Here is an 18,211-nt window from a genome sequence, read left to right as displayed (position 1 = left end):
GTCAGCGTCGGCCACGCTCGGTCCGGCCCGGCTTGCGGGCGACCTTGCCCGCGGCGGCACGGGCGGCCTGCTTCGCGAGGGTCTTCTCCCGTGCGGTGCGTTTCGGTGCCGGCTGGGCCTGCCCGCGCGATGATCCGGGTTTACGGCCCCGCACAATCCCGATGAACTCCTCGACCAGTGCCGGCTGCTGCCCTTCGGGGAAGGCGAGCGCCACGTGGCAGGTGGGTGCGTCGGTGATCGGCCGGTAGGTGAGGTCCTTGCGGTGATGCAGCCGTGCCAGCGACTGGGGAACGACGAGAGCGCCCATCCCCGCGGCGACCAGTTCGATCGCGTCTGCGGTGGTCTCCGGGCGGTGATCGACCGGCGTGCCGGGAGCACGCGCCCAGTCGACGACATCATCGAGTGGCAGCAGCGTCGGCTCGCCGTCGAGGTCCGCGGTGGTGATCGCGTCGACGGCACTGAAAATATGATCGGCCGGCACCACGGCCACCGTTGTCTCCTCGTAGAGCGGGATGACGGCCAGCCCAGAGGTGTCGGCGGGTAGCCGGAGCAGCGCCACGTCGACGGTGCCGGCCCGCACCGCATCGGCCGCGTCGGCCGCGTCGACAGAGCGCAACCGCAGCGGCACGTCGGGGTGGCGGTCCGCCCAGATCCGCGCCCACTTCGCCGGGGTCCCCCCGGGAACGTACCCGAGGGTGAGGGACAGCAGGGTCACTGCTTCAGGCTACCGATAGGCTGGTTCCATGAGCAGGCCAAACGCGCAGTCCATGAAGCCCGCCACGGCGGCGAAGAAGCTGGACGTGTACTTGCCCGCGACACCTGCGGAGTTCCAGGAGAACGCGATCACCAGGGCCGAGCTCGCCGCCCTGCAGGAGGACCCGCCGCAGTGGCTCAAGGAGCTCCGCAAGAACGGGCCGCACCCGAAGAACCTCGTGGCGGCCAAGTTGGGTATCTCGATCGCCGGCCTCGCGCGCGGCGGCGTCGGGGATGCGCTGACCACCGAGCAGATCGATCAGCTGCTCGAGGAGAAGCCGGAGTGGCTGACCGCCGAACGCGAGAGCTACCAGAACGTGCTACAGGAGCAGCGCCGCCTGAAGGCGCTGCGCGCGGAGCAGGCTCGCGACGCCTAGACGTCGAATGGCCAGTTATCGCACGTTCTTTCGCGGTACGCGGGTAATAACTGGCCACTGGACGACCGACAACGCGAGCGGTCACATATCGAGTGCTGCTTCCTTGTCTCCGCCGTTCCACAAGCGGGCGACTCCACGGAGTCGACCGCGGTACGCACCCCGACCCGATCGGCGAGGCTGACGACGACTGTGCCAGTGGCACATCCAGCACGAGCACCACTTCTGGCCGGTGAAAGTCCACTCCCATCGGCAGCAGCCGGGACCTGTGGTCCAGCCGGCTTCCAGATCAGGAAGGGAGCAGAGCGCCGGATCACCACCACAGAGGTGCACCGGGTGATGGGTTACTTCCTCTCGGAGCAGGCGGACGGCGAAGGGAGCGTGAGCATCGGTGCGAGACATGCGGATCCTCGGAACTGGGGCAGCCCCACCGAGTCCGCAGATCCGCTGCGGGGCAGGGCTACCGCGGTCTCCTGAGACCGCCGGCCGAGGTTGTGCGCATGAGCAGGAACGCTACGCCACAGGGATGACATCGTCGGAAATTTCCGTGTGGAACAGGAGTCAGAGTGGGGCAGACTTCTCGATATGCCAGATTCCGTGCGAGCGAGGTACGCGGTCGTCAGTGACGACCCGGAGTACGCCGGCACGACCTACGTCCTGGACGACCTCGACGACGGCGTCTTGATCTACCTCGAATACCCCGACGGCAGCGCGCTCGATGCCGGCTACCTCTACGAGGAGGACGTGGAGGGCCTCAGCGAGAGCGAGTTGCTCGCGGAGGTCGACCAGGCGCTCCGCGACGGTCAACTGCCGCCGCGCGGCGAAATCGTGACACCGAGCTGACCCGACACTCAACGAGATAATCGTTCGCAAGGAACCAGTAATGGACGAGACGACAATCCACGAGCTCTTCGGTGACTGGAGCAACGAATACTGGGGCCGGGCAGCAACTGTCGACACTGACTACGTCCCCGACTGCGAGGCGCAGGAATGGGTGGAGAAGTTGGTGACCGAAGCTCTGGCGGTGCTGGCGAACATCGGCATCCAGGTGACCCGCACATCCCTGCGCACGGCCGACGACAAGATTTACATCGCTCTCGACGGTCAGGAGATCCTGGCACGTGACATCAACAACGACTGCCTCGACGCCGTCCACGCTGTCCTCGGTCGTCTCGAAGAGATCGCCGCGGAGCGCGGCCGACGCGAACGCTGGTACGTGTGCGGAGCCCCGGTCGGTTCTGCGTTCTTCGTCAGCCCCGAGGAACTGATCACTTCAGCGGGGGTTGATGTGCGACAGCTGAATATCGGCGAACACTGGTACCAGATCACCTCGAAGTGGTAGGACGTCCCACGACTACGCCCTGACGCAATGCAGGCTCGGCGTCACCGCTGCATCTCCTCAGCGATCTCCTCAGCCGATGCCGGCCGCCGATCCCACGCCTCCAGCGACACGCAGATCGACCGCTTCCCCGACCGTCGCTGGTCCGAGTGTGTGTGTCCGTGGATCAACCAGATCCCGAGGTTCGGCAACTGGTATTGGTCGAAGTTCGTGCGCGAGAACCTGTCCGGGACGTCGGCGTATGGGAAGTGGCTGAGTATCACGCCTTCACCGCCCACCTTCGTCCGCGCCACCTGCTGCACGCTGGCGAACACAGCGGCATAGTCGGCGAAGCGCTTCTGCGCGCCCCGGTACATCGGATGCACCGGGTCGTGGTTACCGGTTACGAGGTGCATCGGCACCCGCAGCGTGCTCAGCTGCGCCAGAGCCGATTCCATGGACGCCACACCGCCGGCGCAGATGTCGCCGAGCGCCCACAACGTGTCGTGCTTCGGATCGAGCCGATACAGCGGCGCCATCACTGCGGCGTCGTGCGCAGCCACGGTGTCGAACCCGCGCAAACCCGCCAGCTTCGGGTGCGCGAGGTGCAGGTCGGCGGTGAAGAAGTCCACGCGCGCACGGTAGCTGGCAGGCCCGATACGTGGCGACCGAGTTTCCTGCCCCGCTGGAGGCATAGCGACAGAGTTTGGCCACGTTGTCGTGCCGTAGGCATTACCGCCGTTTGCGCACTGCAAGTGCCCGGGTTCACGTAAATTGACGCTGCCTTCAATCATCGACACCCGAAAAGGACCCCAATGACCGCCAGCGCCATGGGCCGCACGCTTCTCTTGCTCGGACTAGGAATGGTCATCGGCGCAACAACTATCCACGCGCCCGTCGCCAATGCCGAAATTCCTCCCAACTGCGAGAATCGCCCGTGGGGCTTCCTCGGGTCGGAGACGCGTCAGATCTGCGACCAACCGATCCGCCCCGACGGGTCCTGGACACGGCACCGAGTCATCGGAGTTCCCCGCCACTATCAGAACCCGACCAGCAGCTGCTCCAACTCCTATTGGGGCAGCAACTGCACCTATTACCCCGGCGGCTGGGTCGAAGACAAGGTCAGGAGTGATGACACCTACGAGGTGCGTGCCGACGACGTACTTCCCGACGAACCCGGGCACATGCCCGACCCGGCACCGGCTCCGCCCGCGCCCCCAGAAGCGCCAGCGCCCTAGCGCCGTTTCCGCGTGCAGGCTCAATCCGACTGTCGCTGCAGGTTTTTCGAGCGGGGCAGGCCATTTGCCGGCCCCGCACTGTCTAGCCTTCTGGGTAGAAAAGGAACAGCACACACCCCACCGCGGATTGCGGTATATGCCACGACCCGGCCGGGGCGTGCAGGAATGTGCCTGCGGCGTAGTCATTCACGCCGTCGTTGAAGACCCCGGAGACAACATAGACCTCTTCGGGGCCCGGGTCGTGTAGGTCTTCACCGACCCAGACGGCACCCGGCGCAATGGTCGTGACCGCCGCCTTGGCACCGTTGACACCCTGCCAGAGCAGTTGGACGGTGATACCTGGAGAGACTTCGATCGGTTCGACGTCCGTAGTCGACTTCCACACATATCCAGGCGCGTTGGGACCGAACGACGCAACATCACCGCTTATTGTCATATGTGCACGAACCCTGCGCGCCGGCTCACAATTCCCGAACCCTCGGGCGTACTGCGGCGGACGGTTGGCCGACGCCACGATCACGCCATGCGCGACGCTACCGGTCGAACATGTCGCTCACGCGGTCGAAGAAGCGATCGATGCGCTGCTCCAGCCGCGTGCCTTTGCCCCACTTCTCCCACAGGTAGATCAGTCCGAATATCGCGACAACGATGCCGAGAACCAGAGCGGTGACAAGGATGGCCTCAACGGTCGTCGACATCGGAACATCTTCGCGTACACGGCCCTACCCTGCGGCCACGCGGCCGAGCCCGCGGACGTCAGCTCTTCCGGCCGAAAAGCGGCACGCCCTCGTACGGGTTCCAACTGGTGCTGCCGCGGGTGACGTGGAGGAAGTAGGCCCAGTTCGCGGTGCTGGAGTAGAGCACGCCGATTGCGGCGCCGTAGGCGGCCGGCGGGAAGGTGAGGTTCAGGGTCAACTCGATGAGCGCGATGATGAAGCTCAACACGAACGAAATGCCGAAGATGGTGAGGCCCTTGCGCCAAGGCCCCTTGATAGCGAAGTAGATCGGGCCGAAGAAGAACGCCGGACCGTTTGCTCCGAGCCGCATCCGCTGTCCGAACGAGAGCTGCTTGAACGCGGCCTTTGCCTCGGGCGAGGACGCGGGCTGGCCGTAGCGTGAGAAGAAGTCGAACCGGCTGCGCCACTTCTCGGGCACCTCGAAGGCCGCCGGGCCCGGCGCGGGCGCCCCATACGGGTTCGGCGCCCCATAGGGGTTCTGCGCCCCGTATGGGCTCTGCGGGTCATGCGAGTACTGAGGAGGAAAGCTGTTGTCGGTCACCGCGCGATAATAGCTGTCGAGTGAGACTCGGTGTTTGCCTGCGGCGCTGCCATTCCGGCACCTGCCGCAGAGTGGCGGTCTCTACGTGCTGTGTGCGCCGCAGAGAATCGGTTCACCACTCACCGTCGTCGCCTTCGTCGTCGTCCTCAAGCGGCGGGCGCGGCTTGCGCATCACCGACACCGCCCAGATCACGCCGCCGATCAGCGCCGCGACGACAGCCAAGAAGAGCAGCTGTCCCGCCAGGTATGCCATCGTCATTCCTCCTCGGAGCCCTCAGTGAGGTACTTTGTCGAGACTGTTGGCGCGCAGCGCCTCCATCATTGCGGCGACGACACGTCGGCGGGCCAATCGTCCGACGCCGAGATCAATGTTCCACCAGCCAATCTGCGATGGGGTCGCCGATCTGATCTCCCGAGAGCAACTCCTGCAAGGGGTTTCGACGGACAATCTCCGACAGAGTCTCCGGTGAGCCTCCCATCTATCACCCGTCGACATGTCCCACCGCGGTACGTCAAAGCGGTTTGTAGCTGACGGGCAACGCGTCGGTCCGCGACGCGATCCACTCGCGCGACTCCCCGGCCGCCGCTCAGATCGCTAGCAGCGATAGCCGGGAGCCTAACCACACCGGCTGGTGAAAGTCAGTCGCGCAGCTACCTACCTCATGGTTTGGAGTGTAGATGACGGTTACGTCACCGGCTTCGACTGCAGGCGGTCACGGACGAGCTCGCGAGCTGTTCGGCGGTCCAGCGGATATCCTCGGCGTGTTCACGGAGGAATGGAAACGTGCGTGGCGAAAGGCTATGACCGCAACCGTATCTGGAGGGCCGAAGAAGCCCCAAAACTTTAAGGGGTCTTCCCGACCTTAGTCCGACGACCGCGGCCGCCAAGCCGGCTGATCGTCGCGGCAGTGTTGGCACGTGTCCTTGAACACGCCCTTGTTCGTGTGATGACGCGTGTGAGCACTGCGCCGACTCGACGGCATCGGCCGGCCTTTCCGCGCGGCGGACATCTTGGCGCGCGTTTCTTCGTTCGCAGTACGCCCAAAGTTCGGATTTCCGGCGCCCTTCCGCATTTCGGAAAGATTGGCCTTGGCCTCTTCCGACATCACGTGACCGAAACTGGGATGGTCAGCTCCGAACTTCCCGTAGTTCGGATTGTCAGCGCCGACATTGGTCCCCTTACGCGCCGCGGACCATTTCGCTCGTTGCTCGGCGGAGTGCTCCCGCTGATAGAACGGGTTCTCCTCCCCAAATCGACTAGGAACCTTACGACCGGTCGATCGGATCCTCGCAGCCTCCCGCATCTCCGCGCTCCATTCCACGCCCGTCGGTCCAAGGCCACCGTCCGCGAGGTTCAACAAGGAGTGCCCCTCTTGTCTGAGAAGAGCTATCCAGGCAATCTCGGCCTCACCAAGCTCGTCGAGTCCGTCTGCCCAGTCCAGCGGAACCGCAATGACGTTGTCGCGATCCTGCTTGCGTAACCAATCGTAAAACGGCGTCTTCCGCCCAGCGGCAGCGACTTTGAAGTGTTGCCGAATCCGAACCTGCGCAGTTTTCGTCGTAAGGCCAACATATCGATATACGACCTCCGACCGGAGCCTGACGCCATAGATCAGGCCACCGGTCGGAGGTTCAGCAGTCACGAAATGTGCACTGTCAGCAACGAATCGTCACAACATGCAGCTGACGCAGTTTTCCACCTCAGTGCCTTGCAGTGCCATCTGCCGCAAGCGGATGTAGTACAGCGTCTTGATGCCCTTGCGCCAGGCGTAGATCTGCGCCTTGTTGACCTCGCGGGTGTCGGCGGTGTCCTTGAAGAACAGCGTCAGTGAAAGACCTTGATCCACATGCTGAGTCGCCGCAGCGTAGGTGTCGATGATCTTCTCGTAACCGATCTCATACGCGTCCTGGTAGTACTCCAGGTTGTCGTTGGTCAGGTACGGCGCCGGGTAGTAGGCCCGGCCGATCTTGCCTTCCTTGCGGATCTCGATCTTCGACGCCACGGGGTGGATCGACGACGTCGAGTGGTTGATGTAGGAGATCGACCCGGTCGGCGGGACCGCCTGCAAGTTCTGGTTGTAGATGCCGTGCTTCTGCACCGACTCCTTCAACTGCTTCCAGTCGTCCTGCGTCGGGATGTGGATCTCCGCATCGGCGAAGATCTGCCGGACCTTGTCGGTGGCCGGCTCCCACACCTGATCGGTGTACTTGTCGAAGAACTCACCGGAGGCGTACTTGGAGTTCTCGAACCCGCCGAAACTCGTACCACGTTCGATCGCAATGAGATTCGATGCCCGCAAGGCGTGGAACAGCACGGTGTAGAAGTAGATGTTGGTGAAGTCGATGCCCTCTTCGGAGCCGTAATGGATCCGTTCGCGGGCCAGGTACCCGTGCAGATTCATCTGCCCCAGGCCGATCGCGTGCGAGCTGTTGTTGCCCTGTTCGATCGACGGGACCGACCAGATGTGCGTCTGATCGCTCACCGCGGTCAGCGCCCGGATGGCCACCTCGATGGACTGGGCGAAGTCCGGTGAGTCCATCGTCTTCGCGATGTTCATCGACCCCAGGTTGCACGAGATGTCCTTGCCCACCTTGGAATAGGACAGATCGTCGTTGAACTCCGAGGCGGTAGAGACCTGCAGGATCTCCGAGCACAGGTTGGAGTGGGTGATCTTGCCGGCAATCGGGTTGGCCCGGTTCACCGTGTCCTCGTACATGATGTACGGGTAGCCCGACTCGAACTGCAGCTCGGCCAGCGTCTGGAAGAACTCGCGCGCCTTGATCTTGGTCTTGCGGATCCGGCCGTCGTTGACCATCTCGTGGTACTTCTCGGTCACCGAGATGTCGGCGAACGGAACGCCGTAAACCTTCTCGACGTCGTACGGCGAGAACAGGTACATGTCCTCGTTCTTCTTGGCCAACTCGAAGGTGATGTCCGGGATCACCACGCCCAGCGAGAGCGTCTTGATCCGGATCTTCTCGTCGGCGTTCTCACGCTTGGTGTCGAGGAACCGGTAGATGTCGGGGTGGTGCGCATGCAGGTACACCGCACCGGCTCCCTGGCGGGCTCCGAGCTGGTTGGCGTAGGAGAACGAGTCCTCCAGCAGCTTCATGATCGGGATGACGCCCGAGCTCTGGTTCTCGATGTTCTTGATCGGGGCGCCATGCTCACGAATGTTGGTCAGCAGCAAGGCCACTCCGCCACCGCGCTTGGACAGCTGCAGCGCAGAGTTGATGGAGCGCCCGATGGACTCCATGTTGTCCTCGATGCGCAGCAGGAAGCAGGACACCGGCTCGCCGCGCTGCTTCTTGCCCGAGTTGAGGAAGGTGGGCGTGGCCGGCTGGAATCGGCCGTCGATGATCTCGTCGACGAGCTTCTCGGCCAGCTCGGTGTCACCGGCGGCGAGAGTGAGCGCGACCATCACCACGCGATCTTCGAAGCGCTCGAGGTAGCGCTTCCCGTCGAAGGTCTTGAGCGTATAAGAGGTGTAGTACTTGAACGCGCCCAGGAAGGTCGGGAACCGGAACTTCTTGGCGAAGGCCCGATCCAGCAGTGACTTCACGTAATTGCGGCTGTACTGATCGAGCACCTCGCGCTCGTAGTACTCCTTCTCGATCAGGTAATCGAGCTTCTCGTCCTGGCTATGGAAGAACACCGTGTTCTGGTTGACGTGCTGCAGGAAGTACTCCCGCGCGGCGAGCACATCCTTGTCGAACTGAATCTTGCCGTCGGCGTCGTACAGATTCAGCATCGCGTTGAGCGCGTGGTAATCAGTCTCGCCGGGCAGGGCGTGCCCGGGGTTGGTTACAGGCTCTGCAGCTGTGACGGTTGGTGGCACGTCTGGTCCTTCCAAAAGTCTTTCAACCCCGCACGGACAGCGTCAACGTCGTCCGGAGTTCCCATGAGTTCGAATCGATACAGGTACGGCACACCGCATTTCCGCGAGACAACGTCGCCCGCGTAGGCGAACTCCGCACCGAAGTTGTTGTTGCCCGCGGCGATGACACCGCGGATCAACGAACGATTGTGTTCATTGTTCAGAAACGCGATGACCTGCTTGGGCACATAGCCGCCGTTGTTGATGTCGGGGGTGGCACGGCCGCCGCCGTAGGTGGGAAGGATCAGAACGTAGGGCCCGCTCACCTCGATACGGCCGCGCAGCGGGATCCGGGTGACTCGGTCGTCGGGCCACTGCAACTTCTGGACGAAGCGGTGGGTGTTTTCCGAGACACTGGAGAAGTAGACGAGGTGGCTCATCGTGTTCTCCGTCCTCCCCCGTGGTGATTACATTCCGTTACGCAGTGGCCGCGACCGTGCTGAGTGTCTTGATCCGATCCGGACGGAAGCCCGACCAGTGCTCGTTGCCGGCCACGACAACCGGGGCCTGCAGGTAACCGAGCGCCATGACGTAGTCACGGGCCTCGCTGTCGAGGGTGATGTCGACCTTCTCGAACGCGATGCCCTGCTTCTCCAACGCCTTGTAGGTGGCGTTGCACTGCACGCATGCGGGCTTGGTGTACACGGTGACGGTCATCTTCGGTACGGCTCCTCTTGCGGAAAGTGAACAAACTAGACAGGTGACTGGCAACTGATCGGGTCTTACGTTTTGCTTAAGTTCAGCGACCTTCGGGCCGCCAAAATTCCTGCCGGTCGAAGCCGCTCCCCGGCTGGTCTTGAAACCGACCCGGCCGGATTCGCTGCGCTCCGGCCGGCTCCCGAACTGTGGTGGCCTGTCGGTCTCCCAGACACTACACCTAGTGGCCGACAGTTCGAAGTCATACAAGATGTTCTGAATAACATTTCTGAAATTCCCAGGTCGTAAGCTTGCCAGCAACCACGTCCACGGCGTGTCGCGCTCGACTTGACAGACCGTGTCGCGCCGCACCACTAGATGTAGCACCAGCCACCGACAAAGTGGCCTGGCACACACCGGGGCGCCCCCCAATAGCAAAGCCGCCGGCCGGGTCGGAGTGACCCAGCCGGCGGCAAGATTTTGCCGGAAAGCGGCGTGAACGGCAAAACGCGAAGACGAACCCTCAGCCGACCTCAACTGTGAGCTTGCCCACAATGTCGCGCAGCGCCTCGGCGACCTCCGCGTTCTCCCTCGGATGCTTGCCATCGAGCGCCTTGGCCGGCACCGAGAGCTTGAGATCCTCGACCACGCGCGGTCCGGCGATGCCGAAGGACTTGCGGGTCTCGTCGTGCGCCCACACGCCGCCGTACTGCCCGAGCGCGGCACCCACCACCGCGAGCGGCTTGTCCTTGAGCGCACCGTTGCCGAACGGCCGGGACAGCCAGTCGATCGCGTTCTTCAACACACCCGGGATGCTGCCGTTGTATTCGGGCGTAACGACCAGTGCGGCGTCGGCCTCGGCGGCCGCCGCCCGCAGCGCGACCACGGGCTCGGCCACATCCGCGGTGTCAATGTCCTCGTTGTAGAACGGCAACTCCCCCAGCCGATCGAAGATTCGCAGTTCCACGCCGTCGGGCGCCTGCTCCACCGCCAACTCGGCGAGCTGCCGGTTGATCGACGCCGCACGCAGACTTCCTACCAACACCAGGACCTTGACATCGGCCATGTTCACCACTCCTTGTTCGTCTGACCCGATTCTTGCAACGATCAACCGGACTGTGGTCCGATTAATTCCACCTGAGTTAAAGTGCAGTTGTGGCAGCCTCCGACCGCCCGACCCAGCTCGCGGGCATCGACCAGGTGCCACAGGAACGCGGCGATGCCGCTCGAAACCGCGCCCTTATTCTCGATGCCGCGCGCCGGCTCATCGCCGAACGCGGGCCCGACGCGGTCAGTACCGACGATATCGCGGTCGAGGCAGGCGTCGGAAAAGGAACGGTGTTCCGAAGGTTCGGTAGCCGTGCGGGGCTGATGATGGTGCTGCTCGACGAGGACGAGACCGCCGAACAGAACGCCTTCATGTTCGGCCCACCCCCACTGGGGCCCGGCGCGCCCCCGCTGGAGCGGCTGCTGGCCTACGGCGCGGATCGGCTCCGGTTCGTGCACTGCCACCAAGCCCTACTGTCCGACGCCATCCGCGATCCCGCCCTGCGCTACGCCGGCCCGTTCACCCTGCACCGCACCCACGTCCGGATGCTGCTCGAAACCGCGGGCACCACAGGTGATCTCGATGCCCAAACCGACGCCCTGATCGCACTGTTGAACCCCGACTACCTGGCCCACCAGCTCTCCCTCGGCCGCAGCCTCGACGAGCTCACAGCGGCGTGGCAGGACACCGCCCGCAAGTTGTGTGGCCACTAGCACCATGACCGCTTGGGTGCTGCACGTCGACCTGGACCAGTTCCTGGCGTCGGTGGAGCTGCGCCGTCGCCCTGAACTCGAGGGCCTGCCCGTCATCGTCGGCGGCAGCGGTGATCCGACCGAACCCCGCAAGGTGGTCACCTGTGCGTCGTATCAGGCGCGTGAGTTCGGTGTGCACGCCGGAATGCCGTTGCGCACCGCGGCACGCAAATGCCCCGACGCCACCTTCCTACCGTCGGACCCTGACGCTTACGACGCGGCGTCCGAGCAGGTGATGGGTCTGCTGCGCGATCTCGGCCACCCGCTGGAGGTCTGGGGTTGGGACGAGGCCTATCTGGGGGCCGACGTGAGCGATCCGGTCGAGCTGGCCGAGCGCATCCGCACCGTGATCGCCGCCGAAACCGGGCTGTCCTGCTCGGTCGGCATCAGCGACAACAAACAGCGCGCCAAGGTGGCGACCGGGCTGGCCAAACCCGCGGGCGTCTACGCGCTCACCGAAGCCAACTGGATGTCGGTGATGGGTGACCGTCCGCCCGATGCGCTGTGGGGCGTCGGCCCCAAGACCACCAAAAAGCTTGCCACGCTGGGCATCACCACGGTTGCCGATCTGGCCGCCACCGATGCCACCATCCTCACCTCGGCGTTCGGGCCCAGTACGGGGCTATGGATCCTGTTGCTGGCCAAAGGCGGTGGCGATACCGAGGTGAGCTCCGAACCCTGGATTCCGCGATCACGCAGTCACGTCATCACCTTCGCCGCCGACCTCACCGAACGCAGCGAGATGGACGACGCGATCCGCGAGCTGACCCGGCGGACCCTCGACGAGGTGGTCGAGCAGGGCCGCATCGTCACTCGGGTGGCGGTCACGGTGCGCACGGCGACGTTCTACACGCGCACGAAGATCCGCAAGCTGAGTTCGCCCGGCACGGACGCCGGCGTCATCACCGAGACCGCGCTGGCGGTGTTCGACCAGTTCGAGCTGGACCGACCGATCCGGCTACTGGGCGTACGCCTGGAACTGTCCATGGATGACGGCGAATCCGAGCGTCCGATCGGCCCGGTTGTCACCGCCGACCAATAACCTCGACCCCATGTTGCAGACCATCGCGATTCGGGGCTACCGCTCCTTGCGGGAGGTGATCCTGCCGCTGACCGACCTCACGGTGGTCACCGGCGCCAACGGCACCGGCAAGTCATCGATCTACCGCGCGCTGCGGCTGCTGGCGGACTGCGGGCGGGGCCAGGTGATCGGCTCACTGGCCCGGGAGGGGGGCCTGCAGTCGGTCCTATGGGCTGGGCCCGAACAGCCGAACGAACAGACCCAGGGCACCACCCGCACCCGCCCGGTGTCGCTCGAACTCGGCTTCGCCGCAGACGATTTCGGATATCTGGTGGACCTGGGCCTGCCGCAGATGGCTGGATCGGGTGGCGAGCCGTCGGCATTCGCGCTCGATCCGGAGATCAAACGGGAAGTGGTGTTCGCCGGACCGGTGTTGCGTCCCGCCTCGGCGCTCGTGCGTCGCACCCGCGAATACGCCGAGGTGGCCGCGCAATCAGGCCGGGGGTTCGATGAACTGACCCGCTCGCTGCCTTCCTACCGCAGCGTGCTCGCCGAGTACGCACACCCGGACGCGCTGCCCGAATTGTCGGCCGTCTCGGACCGGCTGCGCGACTGGCGGTTCTACGACGGATTCCGGGTCGACGCCGGAGCGCCGGCTCGCCGGCCGCACGTCGGTACCCGTACCCCCGTGCTCTCCGACGACGGCTCAGATCTGGCCGCGGCAGTTCAGACGATCGTCGAAACGACCTTCGACGATCTGGCCCGTGCGGTGGCCGACGCGTTCGACGGGGCCACCATCTCGGTTGCGGTCAACGACGGGCTGTTCGACCTTCAGCTGCGTCAACGCGGCATGCTCCGCCCGTTGCGCGCCGCCGAATTATCGGACGGCACACTGCGTTTCCTGTTGTGGGCCACGGCGCTGGCCAGCCCCCGGCCGCCATCGCTCATGGTGCTCAACGAGCCCGAGACATCTTTGCACCCCGACCTGGTTCGACCACTGGCCTCCCTCATCAAGAGCGCCGCGAAACAGTCCCAGGTGGTCGTGGTGACGCACTCACGTGCGCTGTTGGATTTCCTGGAGACCACCCCCGCCGCCGACGAGCAGCCCAGCACGGCGATCGAGGTGGAGCTCTACAAGCAATGGGGTGAAACGAAGGTGGAAGGGTTCGGCATGCTCAACACGCCGTCCTGGCATTGGGGAAAACGCTAGGGCTGCACGGATTTCGGCCGCAACGCCCGGCTGAACAGCACGTTGACCTGTCGCATCGCCACGCTGTAGGGCCACCACGCGGTGCGTTTGAACGCGTACAAGGCACGGATGTCCACCGAGGTGTAGATCAGGAAGCGGTTGCGTGCCACCCCGGCCAGGATCTTGTCGGCGGCCTTCTCCGCGGAGATCGCGTGGCCGGCGAACCGGTCCACCCACTTCTGCACATTCGGGTCCTCCCGATCCACACCGGCGATCTGAACCGTCTGCACCAGACCGGTTTTCACCGCACCTGGCACCACTACCGACACCCCGATGCGGTGCCGCGCCAGGTCGAAACGCAGCACTTCACTCAACCCGCGCAACCCGTACTTGCTGGCGCTGTAGGCACTGTGCCACGGCAACGCGACGATGCCGGCCGCCGAGGACACATTCACCAGGTGCCCACCGCGGCGGGCCTGCACCATCGGCGGCAGGAACGTCTCGATCACGTGGATCGGGCCCATCAGGTTGACGTCGATCATCGAGCGCCAATGTTGATGGGTGAGTTGGTCGACGGTCCCCCAGGCCGACACTCCGGCGATGTTCATCACCACGTCCATCGCCGAATGCGCCGCATGGATGTCGGCACCGAAGGCCGCCACCTGGTCGTAGTCGGAGATGTCCAGCGCCCGGTGTGCGGGCACCTGGGCGCCCAGCGCCCTGGCATCGGCAACGGTCTGGGCCAGCCCGACTTCGTCCCGGTCGGTCAGGTACAACTCAGCGCCCCGAGCTGCCAGGGCCAGCGCGGTGGCCCGGCCGATGCCGCTGGCGGCGCCTGTGATCAAACACCTCTTGCCACGAAAGTCGGCTCGGCCGTTACCCGCGGTATCACTCCCCATAGCGGTGACCTTACCTGTGACGCTAACCCGCTTGGCCACCCCACAGTGCGTTGAGCCACAGTCGCTCGACCACGTCGACCGCGCGGGCCGGGTCGGCGCCCCGCCCGACAAAGGCCGAGTCGTGCGACAGCGTCATCGCCGTCGTCGCCACCAGGGTGCGTACCAGCGCCGGGAGGTCGTTCGAGATCGGGCGGGCACCCGCATCCTGTTCGACGAGGCCGACGATCTGACCGATCACGGCGTCCTCGTAGTCGTTCATCAACTCCCGGATCTGGGCGTCGGTGTTCTGAGCGACGGTGCAGGCAGACATGATCGGGTCGTTGGTGGCGAACACGGTTGCCGCACTGCCGACCATCCGCTTGGCGAAAGCGGCAGGTGTTTCACCGGCATCCCGGGGCGCGTAGTTGTGCGTCAACGCGGCGAGTTGTTCCATCGCGTCGGACACGATCACGGCCAGCACCGCGTACTTCGAATCGAAATAGAAGTAGAAGCCCGATCGGGCCACCCCGGCGCGTTCACTGATGGTGCTCACCGACAAATCGGCGAACGACTGCTCCTCGAGCAGGTCCCGCACGGCCGCCACGATGGCCTCGCGTTGCCGGTCACCCCGGCTGCGACGGGCCTGCGGACGCCCGGTGGAGCCGCTACTGCTCCCCGGTATCGATTCGGCGGTCATGGCACTAGACCTTTGCACCGCGACGCGCCAGTTCAAAACTTGACATGCGTCAAGTCTGACAGCCAGGATGGCCTCAAGTGGTGACATCGACCACACTTCGTCAGGCTTTCAATGGTCAGGAGCGGCCCATGGCAACCATCAGCACCCCGCATTACCTGCTCGATCAGGCCAAGCGCCGGTTCACCCCGACGCCCAACACATTGCCGGGCATGGGTGCGCTGGAGAAGAGGCTGAAGGCCAAGGACTGGGACCAGTTCGTGTTCGCAGAACCGCCGGCCGGCAGTGGCCTCAAGCCGATCCTCGGTGACTCCGGTTTGCCGATCATCGGCCACATGATCGAGATCTTCCGCGGGGGTCCCGACTTCGTCCTGGAGCAGTACCGCAAGTACGGACCGCTCTACTACGCCCAGTCCCCCGCGCTGTCATCGGTGATGGCGCTGGGTCCCGACGCCACCCAGGCGGTCTTCTCCAACCGCAACAAGGACTTCTCGCAGCGGGCCTGGGATCCGGTGATCGGCCCCTTCTTCGAGGGCGGCCTGATGCTGCTCGACTTCGACGAGCACATGTTCCACCGCCGGATCATGCAGGAGGCGTTCACCCGCACGAGACTGAGCGGCTACATCCCCCACATCGACTCGGTGGCGTCGACCGTGCTGGCCGATGACTGGGTGGCCGACGACCCGCGGTTCCTGTTCCACCCGGCGATCAAGGAGCTCACGCTCGATATCGCCTCCGAGGTGTTCATGGGCGTTGCCGCCGGCACCGACCGCGCCCTGGTCACCACGGTGAACAACGCGTTCACCACCACCACCCGGGCCGGCAATGCGATCGTTCGGACGGCGGTTCCGCCGCTGAAGTGGTGGCGCGGGATCCAGGCGCGCAAAACCCTCGAGGAGTACTTCGCCAGCCGCATCGGCGAGAAGCGGCGGTCGGAGAGCACCGACATGTTCAGCGTGCTGTGTCACTCCGCCGACGAGGACGGACAGACCTTCACCGACGACCAGATCATCAGCCACATGATCTTCGTGATGATGGCTGCGCACGACACGTCCACCTCGACGATGACGACGATGGCCTATCACCTGGCGGCCAATCCGGAATGGCAGGAACGCCTGCGCGACGACTCCGCGCGTATCGGCGACGGACCGCTGGACTTCGAGTCACTGGAGAAGCTGGAAACCTACGACCTGGTGATCAACGAATCACTGCGGATGATGACGCCGCTGCCGTTCAACTTCCGCGAGGCCGTGCGCGACACCGAACTGCTGGGCTACTTCATCCCGGCCGGGACGAGCGTGGTGACCTGGCCGTCGATCAACCACCGGTTGCCCGAGCTGTGGACCGACCCGGACAAGTTCGACCCGGACCGCTTCGCCGAGCCGCGCAGCGAGCACAAGCGGCACCGCTACGCGTTCGCCCCGTTCGGCGGTGGCGCGCACAAGTGCATCGGCATGGTGTTCGGCCAGTTGGAGATCAAGACCGTGATGCACCGGCTGCTGCGGCGTTACAAGCTGGAACTCGCCAGCCCGGATTACCGGCCGCACTACGACTACGGGGGCATGCCGGTACCGATCGACGGTATGCCGATCGTGCTGCGCCCGCTGCACTGAGGCATTCGATGACCGATTGGCCGGTTATTGCACGGTTTCCTGGAATTTGCGTGCAACAACTGGCCATTCGGCGCTGACAGGCAGCAATCAGGCTTCCATCAGCCGGTTGGCACAGGCGATCACGGCGTACAGCGCCGACTGCTCCGGATCATCGGCGAGCCCCATCGCCCACTCGCTGTGCAGGCCGTCGCAGCCTTCGATGAAAGTCGCGGTCCGACCGCCGGTGGGCAGCTGGTGAAACGACATGGTCTCGACCGTGATCCCCCGCGCGTAGAGCATCTCGGTGAGTGCGGCGATGGGCCCGCTCGCGGCCGCGGTCAAGGTACTGATGGTGTCGCCCAGGGCCAACGTGGCCTGGTAGTGGCGAGCCTGCGGCCCCAGCCTGCTGGCTGAACGCTCCGTATCGGTGCAGGTCCACTGGCCCAGTTTCAACACTCCCGGGCCGGCCGCGTATTCGTCCAGGAACTGGTCCCAGGAGGCGGTCTGGCCGGCTTCGCGCAGGCCACGCGGCAGCGGGTCGGTGAAATGGGCCGCGAACGACGACTGCGGAGCGGTTTCAGGAGAGGTGTGCATGTGCCGGTCTTCTCTGGTTAGAGGAAGTGACCGACGGAAGTAGCGAACGACCCACAGCGAGGGGTCGGTCTGATCAGACCCCGCTGCGGGTTGCTACTACGAGTCGCCTTGGCACGTTGGCGATGCTAGACGCAGCCCGGCCGGTCACGCAAACACTTTGAGTACGTAGTGTCGGCGGAGTGGGGACGGCATGAGCGTCGGTGAGGTCGTCCTGCTCGTCCTGGCCGGTATCGGCGGCGGACTCACCGGCAGTATCGCCGGACTGGCCTCGGTGGCCACCTATCCCGCACTGCTGCTCATCGGCTTGCCTCCGGTCACCGCCAACGTGACCAACACCGTGGCGTTGGTGTTCAACGGCGTCGGTTCGGTGCTGGGGTCGCGGCCCGAGCTCGCCGGGCAGGGGGCGTGGATCAAACGGATCATCCCGGTCGCGGTGGCCGGTGGGGCACTCGGCGCGGCCCTACTGCTGTGCACACCGGCCGAGGGCTTCGAGAAGGTCGTCCCCTTCCTGTTGGCGTTCGCATCGGTGGCGATTCTGCTGCCGCGTGGCCGCCAGCGGGAGTCGCGGGTGGCCGATCACCGTGAGCATCGGATCAAGGTGGCCATGGAGGCCGGGGCGATCTTCCTGATCACCATCTATGGCGGCTACTTCGGTGCCGCGGCCGGAGTGCTGCTGCTGGCGCTGCTGCTGCGGACCGGCGGTGCGACGCTCGCGCATGCCAACGCCGCCAAGAACGTGATCCTCGGTGTAGCCAATTCGGTTGCCGCGGTGGCGTTCATCGTGGTTGCCCCGGTGTACTGGCCGGCCGTCATCCCGTTGGGCGCCGGGTGCCTGATCGGCTCACGCCTGGGCCCGGTGATCGTGCGGCACGCACCCGCCGCTCCGCTGCGATTCCTGATCGGCGCGGCGGGCGTGGCCCTTGCCGTCAAGCTCGCGCTCGACACGTACTGAATTCCCCCGCGCGGAT

At 64.8% G+C, this 18,211-nt stretch carries 23 protein-coding genes; 9 read left to right on the top strand and 14 right to left on the bottom strand.

Annotated features, from left to right (window positions below; genetic code table 11):
* Window position 1 precedes the first annotated feature (1 nt).
* Complete coding sequence (locus ACWEFV_RS00300) at window positions 2-715, bottom strand: LysR family transcriptional regulator substrate-binding protein (protein ID WP_450068668.1); 714 nt, start codon at window positions 713-715, stop codon at window positions 2-4.
* 28 nt (window positions 716-743) lie between these two features.
* On the opposite strand from ACWEFV_RS00300, the gene ACWEFV_RS00295 reads away from it, so the two are divergent.
* From ACWEFV_RS00295 to ACWEFV_RS00285, 3 genes are all read left to right on the top strand, one after another.
* Window positions 744-1,130, top strand: coding sequence for a DUF5997 family protein (locus ACWEFV_RS00295; RefSeq protein ID WP_450068667.1), 387 nt, complete (start codon window positions 744-746; stop codon window positions 1,128-1,130).
* 582 nt (window positions 1,131-1,712) lie between these two features.
* Entirely contained in the window at window positions 1,713-1,970 is a 258-nt protein-coding gene (locus ACWEFV_RS00290) for a hypothetical protein (protein WP_450068666.1), read from the top strand.
* A gap of 40 nt (window positions 1,971-2,010) precedes the next feature.
* Complete coding sequence (locus ACWEFV_RS00285) at window positions 2,011-2,469, top strand: hypothetical protein (RefSeq protein ID WP_450068665.1); 459 nt, start codon at window positions 2,011-2,013, stop codon at window positions 2,467-2,469.
* A 41-nt stretch (window positions 2,470-2,510) separates the two neighbouring features.
* On the opposite strand, the gene ACWEFV_RS00280 is transcribed toward ACWEFV_RS00285, so the two are convergent.
* Window positions 2,511-3,077, bottom strand: a complete 567-nt coding sequence (locus ACWEFV_RS00280) for a metallophosphoesterase (protein WP_450068664.1) — start codon at window positions 3,075-3,077, stop codon at window positions 2,511-2,513.
* Between the two features lie 183 nt (window positions 3,078-3,260).
* Here ACWEFV_RS00280 and ACWEFV_RS00275 point away from each other — a divergent pair, with 183 nt between their 5' ends.
* Window positions 3,261-3,683 carry a CDGP domain-containing protein gene (locus ACWEFV_RS00275; protein WP_450068663.1) on the top strand — a complete coding sequence of 141 codons (423 nt, stop codon included), beginning with the start codon at window positions 3,261-3,263 and terminating at the stop codon, window positions 3,681-3,683.
* An 82-nt stretch (window positions 3,684-3,765) separates the two neighbouring features.
* Here ACWEFV_RS00275 and ACWEFV_RS00270 read toward each other — a convergent pair whose 3' ends face one another.
* The 9 genes from ACWEFV_RS00270 to ACWEFV_RS00230 all read right to left on the bottom strand — a co-directional run bounded on the left by ACWEFV_RS00270 (window position 3,766) and on the right by ACWEFV_RS00230 (window position 10,541).
* Entirely contained in the window at window positions 3,766-4,119 is a 354-nt protein-coding gene (locus tag ACWEFV_RS00270; RefSeq protein WP_450068662.1) for a cupin domain-containing protein, read from the bottom strand.
* Between the two features lie 97 nt (window positions 4,120-4,216).
* Complete coding sequence (locus tag ACWEFV_RS00265) at window positions 4,217-4,381, bottom strand: hypothetical protein (RefSeq protein WP_450068661.1); 165 nt, start codon at window positions 4,379-4,381, stop codon at window positions 4,217-4,219.
* Between the two features lie 58 nt (window positions 4,382-4,439).
* On the bottom strand, window positions 4,440-4,961 hold the full coding sequence (locus ACWEFV_RS00260; protein ID WP_450068660.1) for a DUF2628 domain-containing protein: 522 nt from the start codon (window positions 4,959-4,961) through the stop codon (window positions 4,440-4,442).
* Between the two features lie 112 nt (window positions 4,962-5,073).
* Window positions 5,074-5,214: a hypothetical protein gene (locus ACWEFV_RS00255; protein ID WP_450068659.1), complete on the bottom strand. Its 141-nt coding sequence runs from the start codon at window positions 5,212-5,214 to the stop codon at window positions 5,074-5,076.
* 610 nt (window positions 5,215-5,824) lie between these two features.
* Window positions 5,825-6,604, bottom strand: coding sequence for an NUMOD3 domain-containing DNA-binding protein (locus ACWEFV_RS00250; RefSeq protein ID WP_450068658.1), 780 nt, complete (start codon window positions 6,602-6,604; stop codon window positions 5,825-5,827).
* A gap of 27 nt (window positions 6,605-6,631) precedes the next feature.
* Window positions 6,632-8,749, bottom strand: coding sequence for a class 1b ribonucleoside-diphosphate reductase subunit alpha (gene nrdE, locus ACWEFV_RS00245; protein WP_450069240.1), 2,118 nt, complete (start codon window positions 8,747-8,749; stop codon window positions 6,632-6,634).
* Window positions 8,750-8,766: 17 nt separating this feature from the next.
* The gene (nrdI, locus tag ACWEFV_RS00240; RefSeq protein WP_450068657.1) at window positions 8,767-9,219 is read right to left on the bottom strand and encodes a class Ib ribonucleoside-diphosphate reductase assembly flavoprotein NrdI; all 453 of its coding nucleotides are present in this window, start codon (window positions 9,217-9,219) and stop codon (window positions 8,767-8,769) included.
* A gap of 37 nt (window positions 9,220-9,256) precedes the next feature.
* Window positions 9,257-9,496 carry a redoxin NrdH gene (locus tag ACWEFV_RS00235; RefSeq protein WP_450068656.1) on the bottom strand — a complete coding sequence of 80 codons (240 nt, stop codon included), beginning with the start codon at window positions 9,494-9,496 and terminating at the stop codon, window positions 9,257-9,259.
* Window positions 9,497-9,998: 502 nt separating this feature from the next.
* The gene (locus ACWEFV_RS00230; protein WP_450068655.1) at window positions 9,999-10,541 is read right to left on the bottom strand and encodes an NAD(P)H-dependent oxidoreductase; all 543 of its coding nucleotides are present in this window, start codon (window positions 10,539-10,541) and stop codon (window positions 9,999-10,001) included.
* An 89-nt stretch (window positions 10,542-10,630) separates the two neighbouring features.
* Here ACWEFV_RS00230 and ACWEFV_RS00225 point away from each other — a divergent pair, with 89 nt between their 5' ends.
* Genes ACWEFV_RS00225 through ACWEFV_RS00215 form a run of 3 tightly spaced genes read left to right on the top strand, consistent with a single transcriptional unit; the run spans window position 10,631 to window position 13,506 of the window.
* Window positions 10,631-11,236 carry a TetR/AcrR family transcriptional regulator gene (locus tag ACWEFV_RS00225; RefSeq protein WP_135453494.1) on the top strand — a complete coding sequence of 202 codons (606 nt, stop codon included), beginning with the start codon at window positions 10,631-10,633 and terminating at the stop codon, window positions 11,234-11,236.
* 4 nt (window positions 11,237-11,240) lie between these two features.
* A complete protein-coding gene (locus tag ACWEFV_RS00220) occupies window positions 11,241-12,317 on the top strand; it encodes a DNA polymerase IV (protein WP_450068654.1) in 1,077 nt (358 codons plus the stop codon).
* A gap of 10 nt (window positions 12,318-12,327) precedes the next feature.
* Window positions 12,328-13,506: an AAA family ATPase gene (locus ACWEFV_RS00215; protein WP_450068653.1), complete on the top strand. Its 1,179-nt coding sequence runs from the start codon at window positions 12,328-12,330 to the stop codon at window positions 13,504-13,506.
* On the opposite strand, the gene ACWEFV_RS00210 is transcribed toward ACWEFV_RS00215, so the two are convergent.
* Window positions 13,503-14,384 carry an SDR family oxidoreductase gene (locus tag ACWEFV_RS00210; RefSeq protein ID WP_135453491.1) on the bottom strand — a complete coding sequence of 294 codons (882 nt, stop codon included), beginning with the start codon at window positions 14,382-14,384 and terminating at the stop codon, window positions 13,503-13,505. The two genes, ACWEFV_RS00215 and ACWEFV_RS00210, sit on opposite strands and share 4 nt — an antisense overlap.
* Before the next feature lie 22 nt (window positions 14,385-14,406).
* Window positions 14,407-15,060, bottom strand: coding sequence for a TetR/AcrR family transcriptional regulator (locus ACWEFV_RS00205; protein ID WP_450068652.1), 654 nt, complete (start codon window positions 15,058-15,060; stop codon window positions 14,407-14,409).
* Between the two features lie 128 nt (window positions 15,061-15,188).
* Here ACWEFV_RS00205 and ACWEFV_RS00200 point away from each other — a divergent pair, with 128 nt between their 5' ends.
* Window positions 15,189-16,670 (top strand): cytochrome P450, encoded by a 1,482-nt coding sequence (locus tag ACWEFV_RS00200; RefSeq protein ID WP_450068651.1) that lies wholly within the window; start codon window positions 15,189-15,191, stop codon window positions 16,668-16,670.
* A gap of 87 nt (window positions 16,671-16,757) precedes the next feature.
* Here ACWEFV_RS00200 and ACWEFV_RS00195 read toward each other — a convergent pair whose 3' ends face one another.
* Window positions 16,758-17,243, bottom strand: coding sequence for a homocitrate synthase (locus tag ACWEFV_RS00195; protein WP_450068650.1), 486 nt, complete (start codon window positions 17,241-17,243; stop codon window positions 16,758-16,760).
* Window positions 17,244-17,433: 190 nt separating this feature from the next.
* Between ACWEFV_RS00195 and ACWEFV_RS00190 the strand changes: the two genes are divergently transcribed.
* Window positions 17,434-18,195 carry a sulfite exporter TauE/SafE family protein gene (locus tag ACWEFV_RS00190; protein WP_135453485.1) on the top strand — a complete coding sequence of 254 codons (762 nt, stop codon included), beginning with the start codon at window positions 17,434-17,436 and terminating at the stop codon, window positions 18,193-18,195.
* Window positions 18,196-18,211 lie beyond the last annotated feature (16 nt).

It is taken from the genome of Mycobacterium sp. NPDC004974 (assembly GCF_053600815.1).
This window is presented reverse-complemented; position numbering and strand designations above follow the sequence as displayed.

Coding starts and splice junctions, on each gene's coding strand:
- ACWEFV_RS00295 (WP_450068667.1), top strand. CDS start 744: ATGAGCAGGCCAAACGCGCAGTCCATGAAGCCCGCCACGGCGGCGAAG.
- ACWEFV_RS00290 (WP_450068666.1), top strand. CDS start 1,713: ATGCCAGATTCCGTGCGAGCGAGGTACGCGGTCGTCAGTGACGACCCG.
- ACWEFV_RS00285 (WP_450068665.1), top strand. CDS start 2,011: ATGGACGAGACGACAATCCACGAGCTCTTCGGTGACTGGAGCAACGAA.
- ACWEFV_RS00275 (WP_450068663.1), top strand. CDS start 3,261: ATGACCGCCAGCGCCATGGGCCGCACGCTTCTCTTGCTCGGACTAGGA.
- ACWEFV_RS00270 (WP_450068662.1), bottom strand. CDS start 4,119: ATGACAATAAGCGGTGATGTTGCGTCGTTCGGTCCCAACGCGCCTGGA.
- ACWEFV_RS00265 (WP_450068661.1), bottom strand. CDS start 4,381: ATGTCGACGACCGTTGAGGCCATCCTTGTCACCGCTCTGGTTCTCGGC.
- ACWEFV_RS00255 (WP_450068659.1), bottom strand. CDS start 5,214: ATGGCATACCTGGCGGGACAGCTGCTCTTCTTGGCTGTCGTCGCGGCG.
- nrdI (WP_450068657.1), bottom strand. CDS start 9,219: ATGAGCCACCTCGTCTACTTCTCCAGTGTCTCGGAAAACACCCACCGC.
- ACWEFV_RS00235 (WP_450068656.1), bottom strand. CDS start 9,496: ATGACCGTCACCGTGTACACCAAGCCCGCATGCGTGCAGTGCAACGCC.
- ACWEFV_RS00230 (WP_450068655.1), bottom strand. CDS start 10,541: ATGGCCGATGTCAAGGTCCTGGTGTTGGTAGGAAGTCTGCGTGCGGCG.
- ACWEFV_RS00220 (WP_450068654.1), top strand. CDS start 11,241: ATGACCGCTTGGGTGCTGCACGTCGACCTGGACCAGTTCCTGGCGTCG.
- ACWEFV_RS00215 (WP_450068653.1), top strand. CDS start 12,328: ATGTTGCAGACCATCGCGATTCGGGGCTACCGCTCCTTGCGGGAGGTG.
- ACWEFV_RS00210 (WP_135453491.1), bottom strand. CDS start 14,384: ATGGGGAGTGATACCGCGGGTAACGGCCGAGCCGACTTTCGTGGCAAG.
- ACWEFV_RS00205 (WP_450068652.1), bottom strand. CDS start 15,060: ATGACCGCCGAATCGATACCGGGGAGCAGTAGCGGCTCCACCGGGCGT.
- ACWEFV_RS00200 (WP_450068651.1), top strand. CDS start 15,189: ATGGCAACCATCAGCACCCCGCATTACCTGCTCGATCAGGCCAAGCGC.
- ACWEFV_RS00195 (WP_450068650.1), bottom strand. CDS start 17,243: ATGCACACCTCTCCTGAAACCGCTCCGCAGTCGTCGTTCGCGGCCCAT.
- ACWEFV_RS00190 (WP_135453485.1), top strand. CDS start 17,434: ATGAGCGTCGGTGAGGTCGTCCTGCTCGTCCTGGCCGGTATCGGCGGC.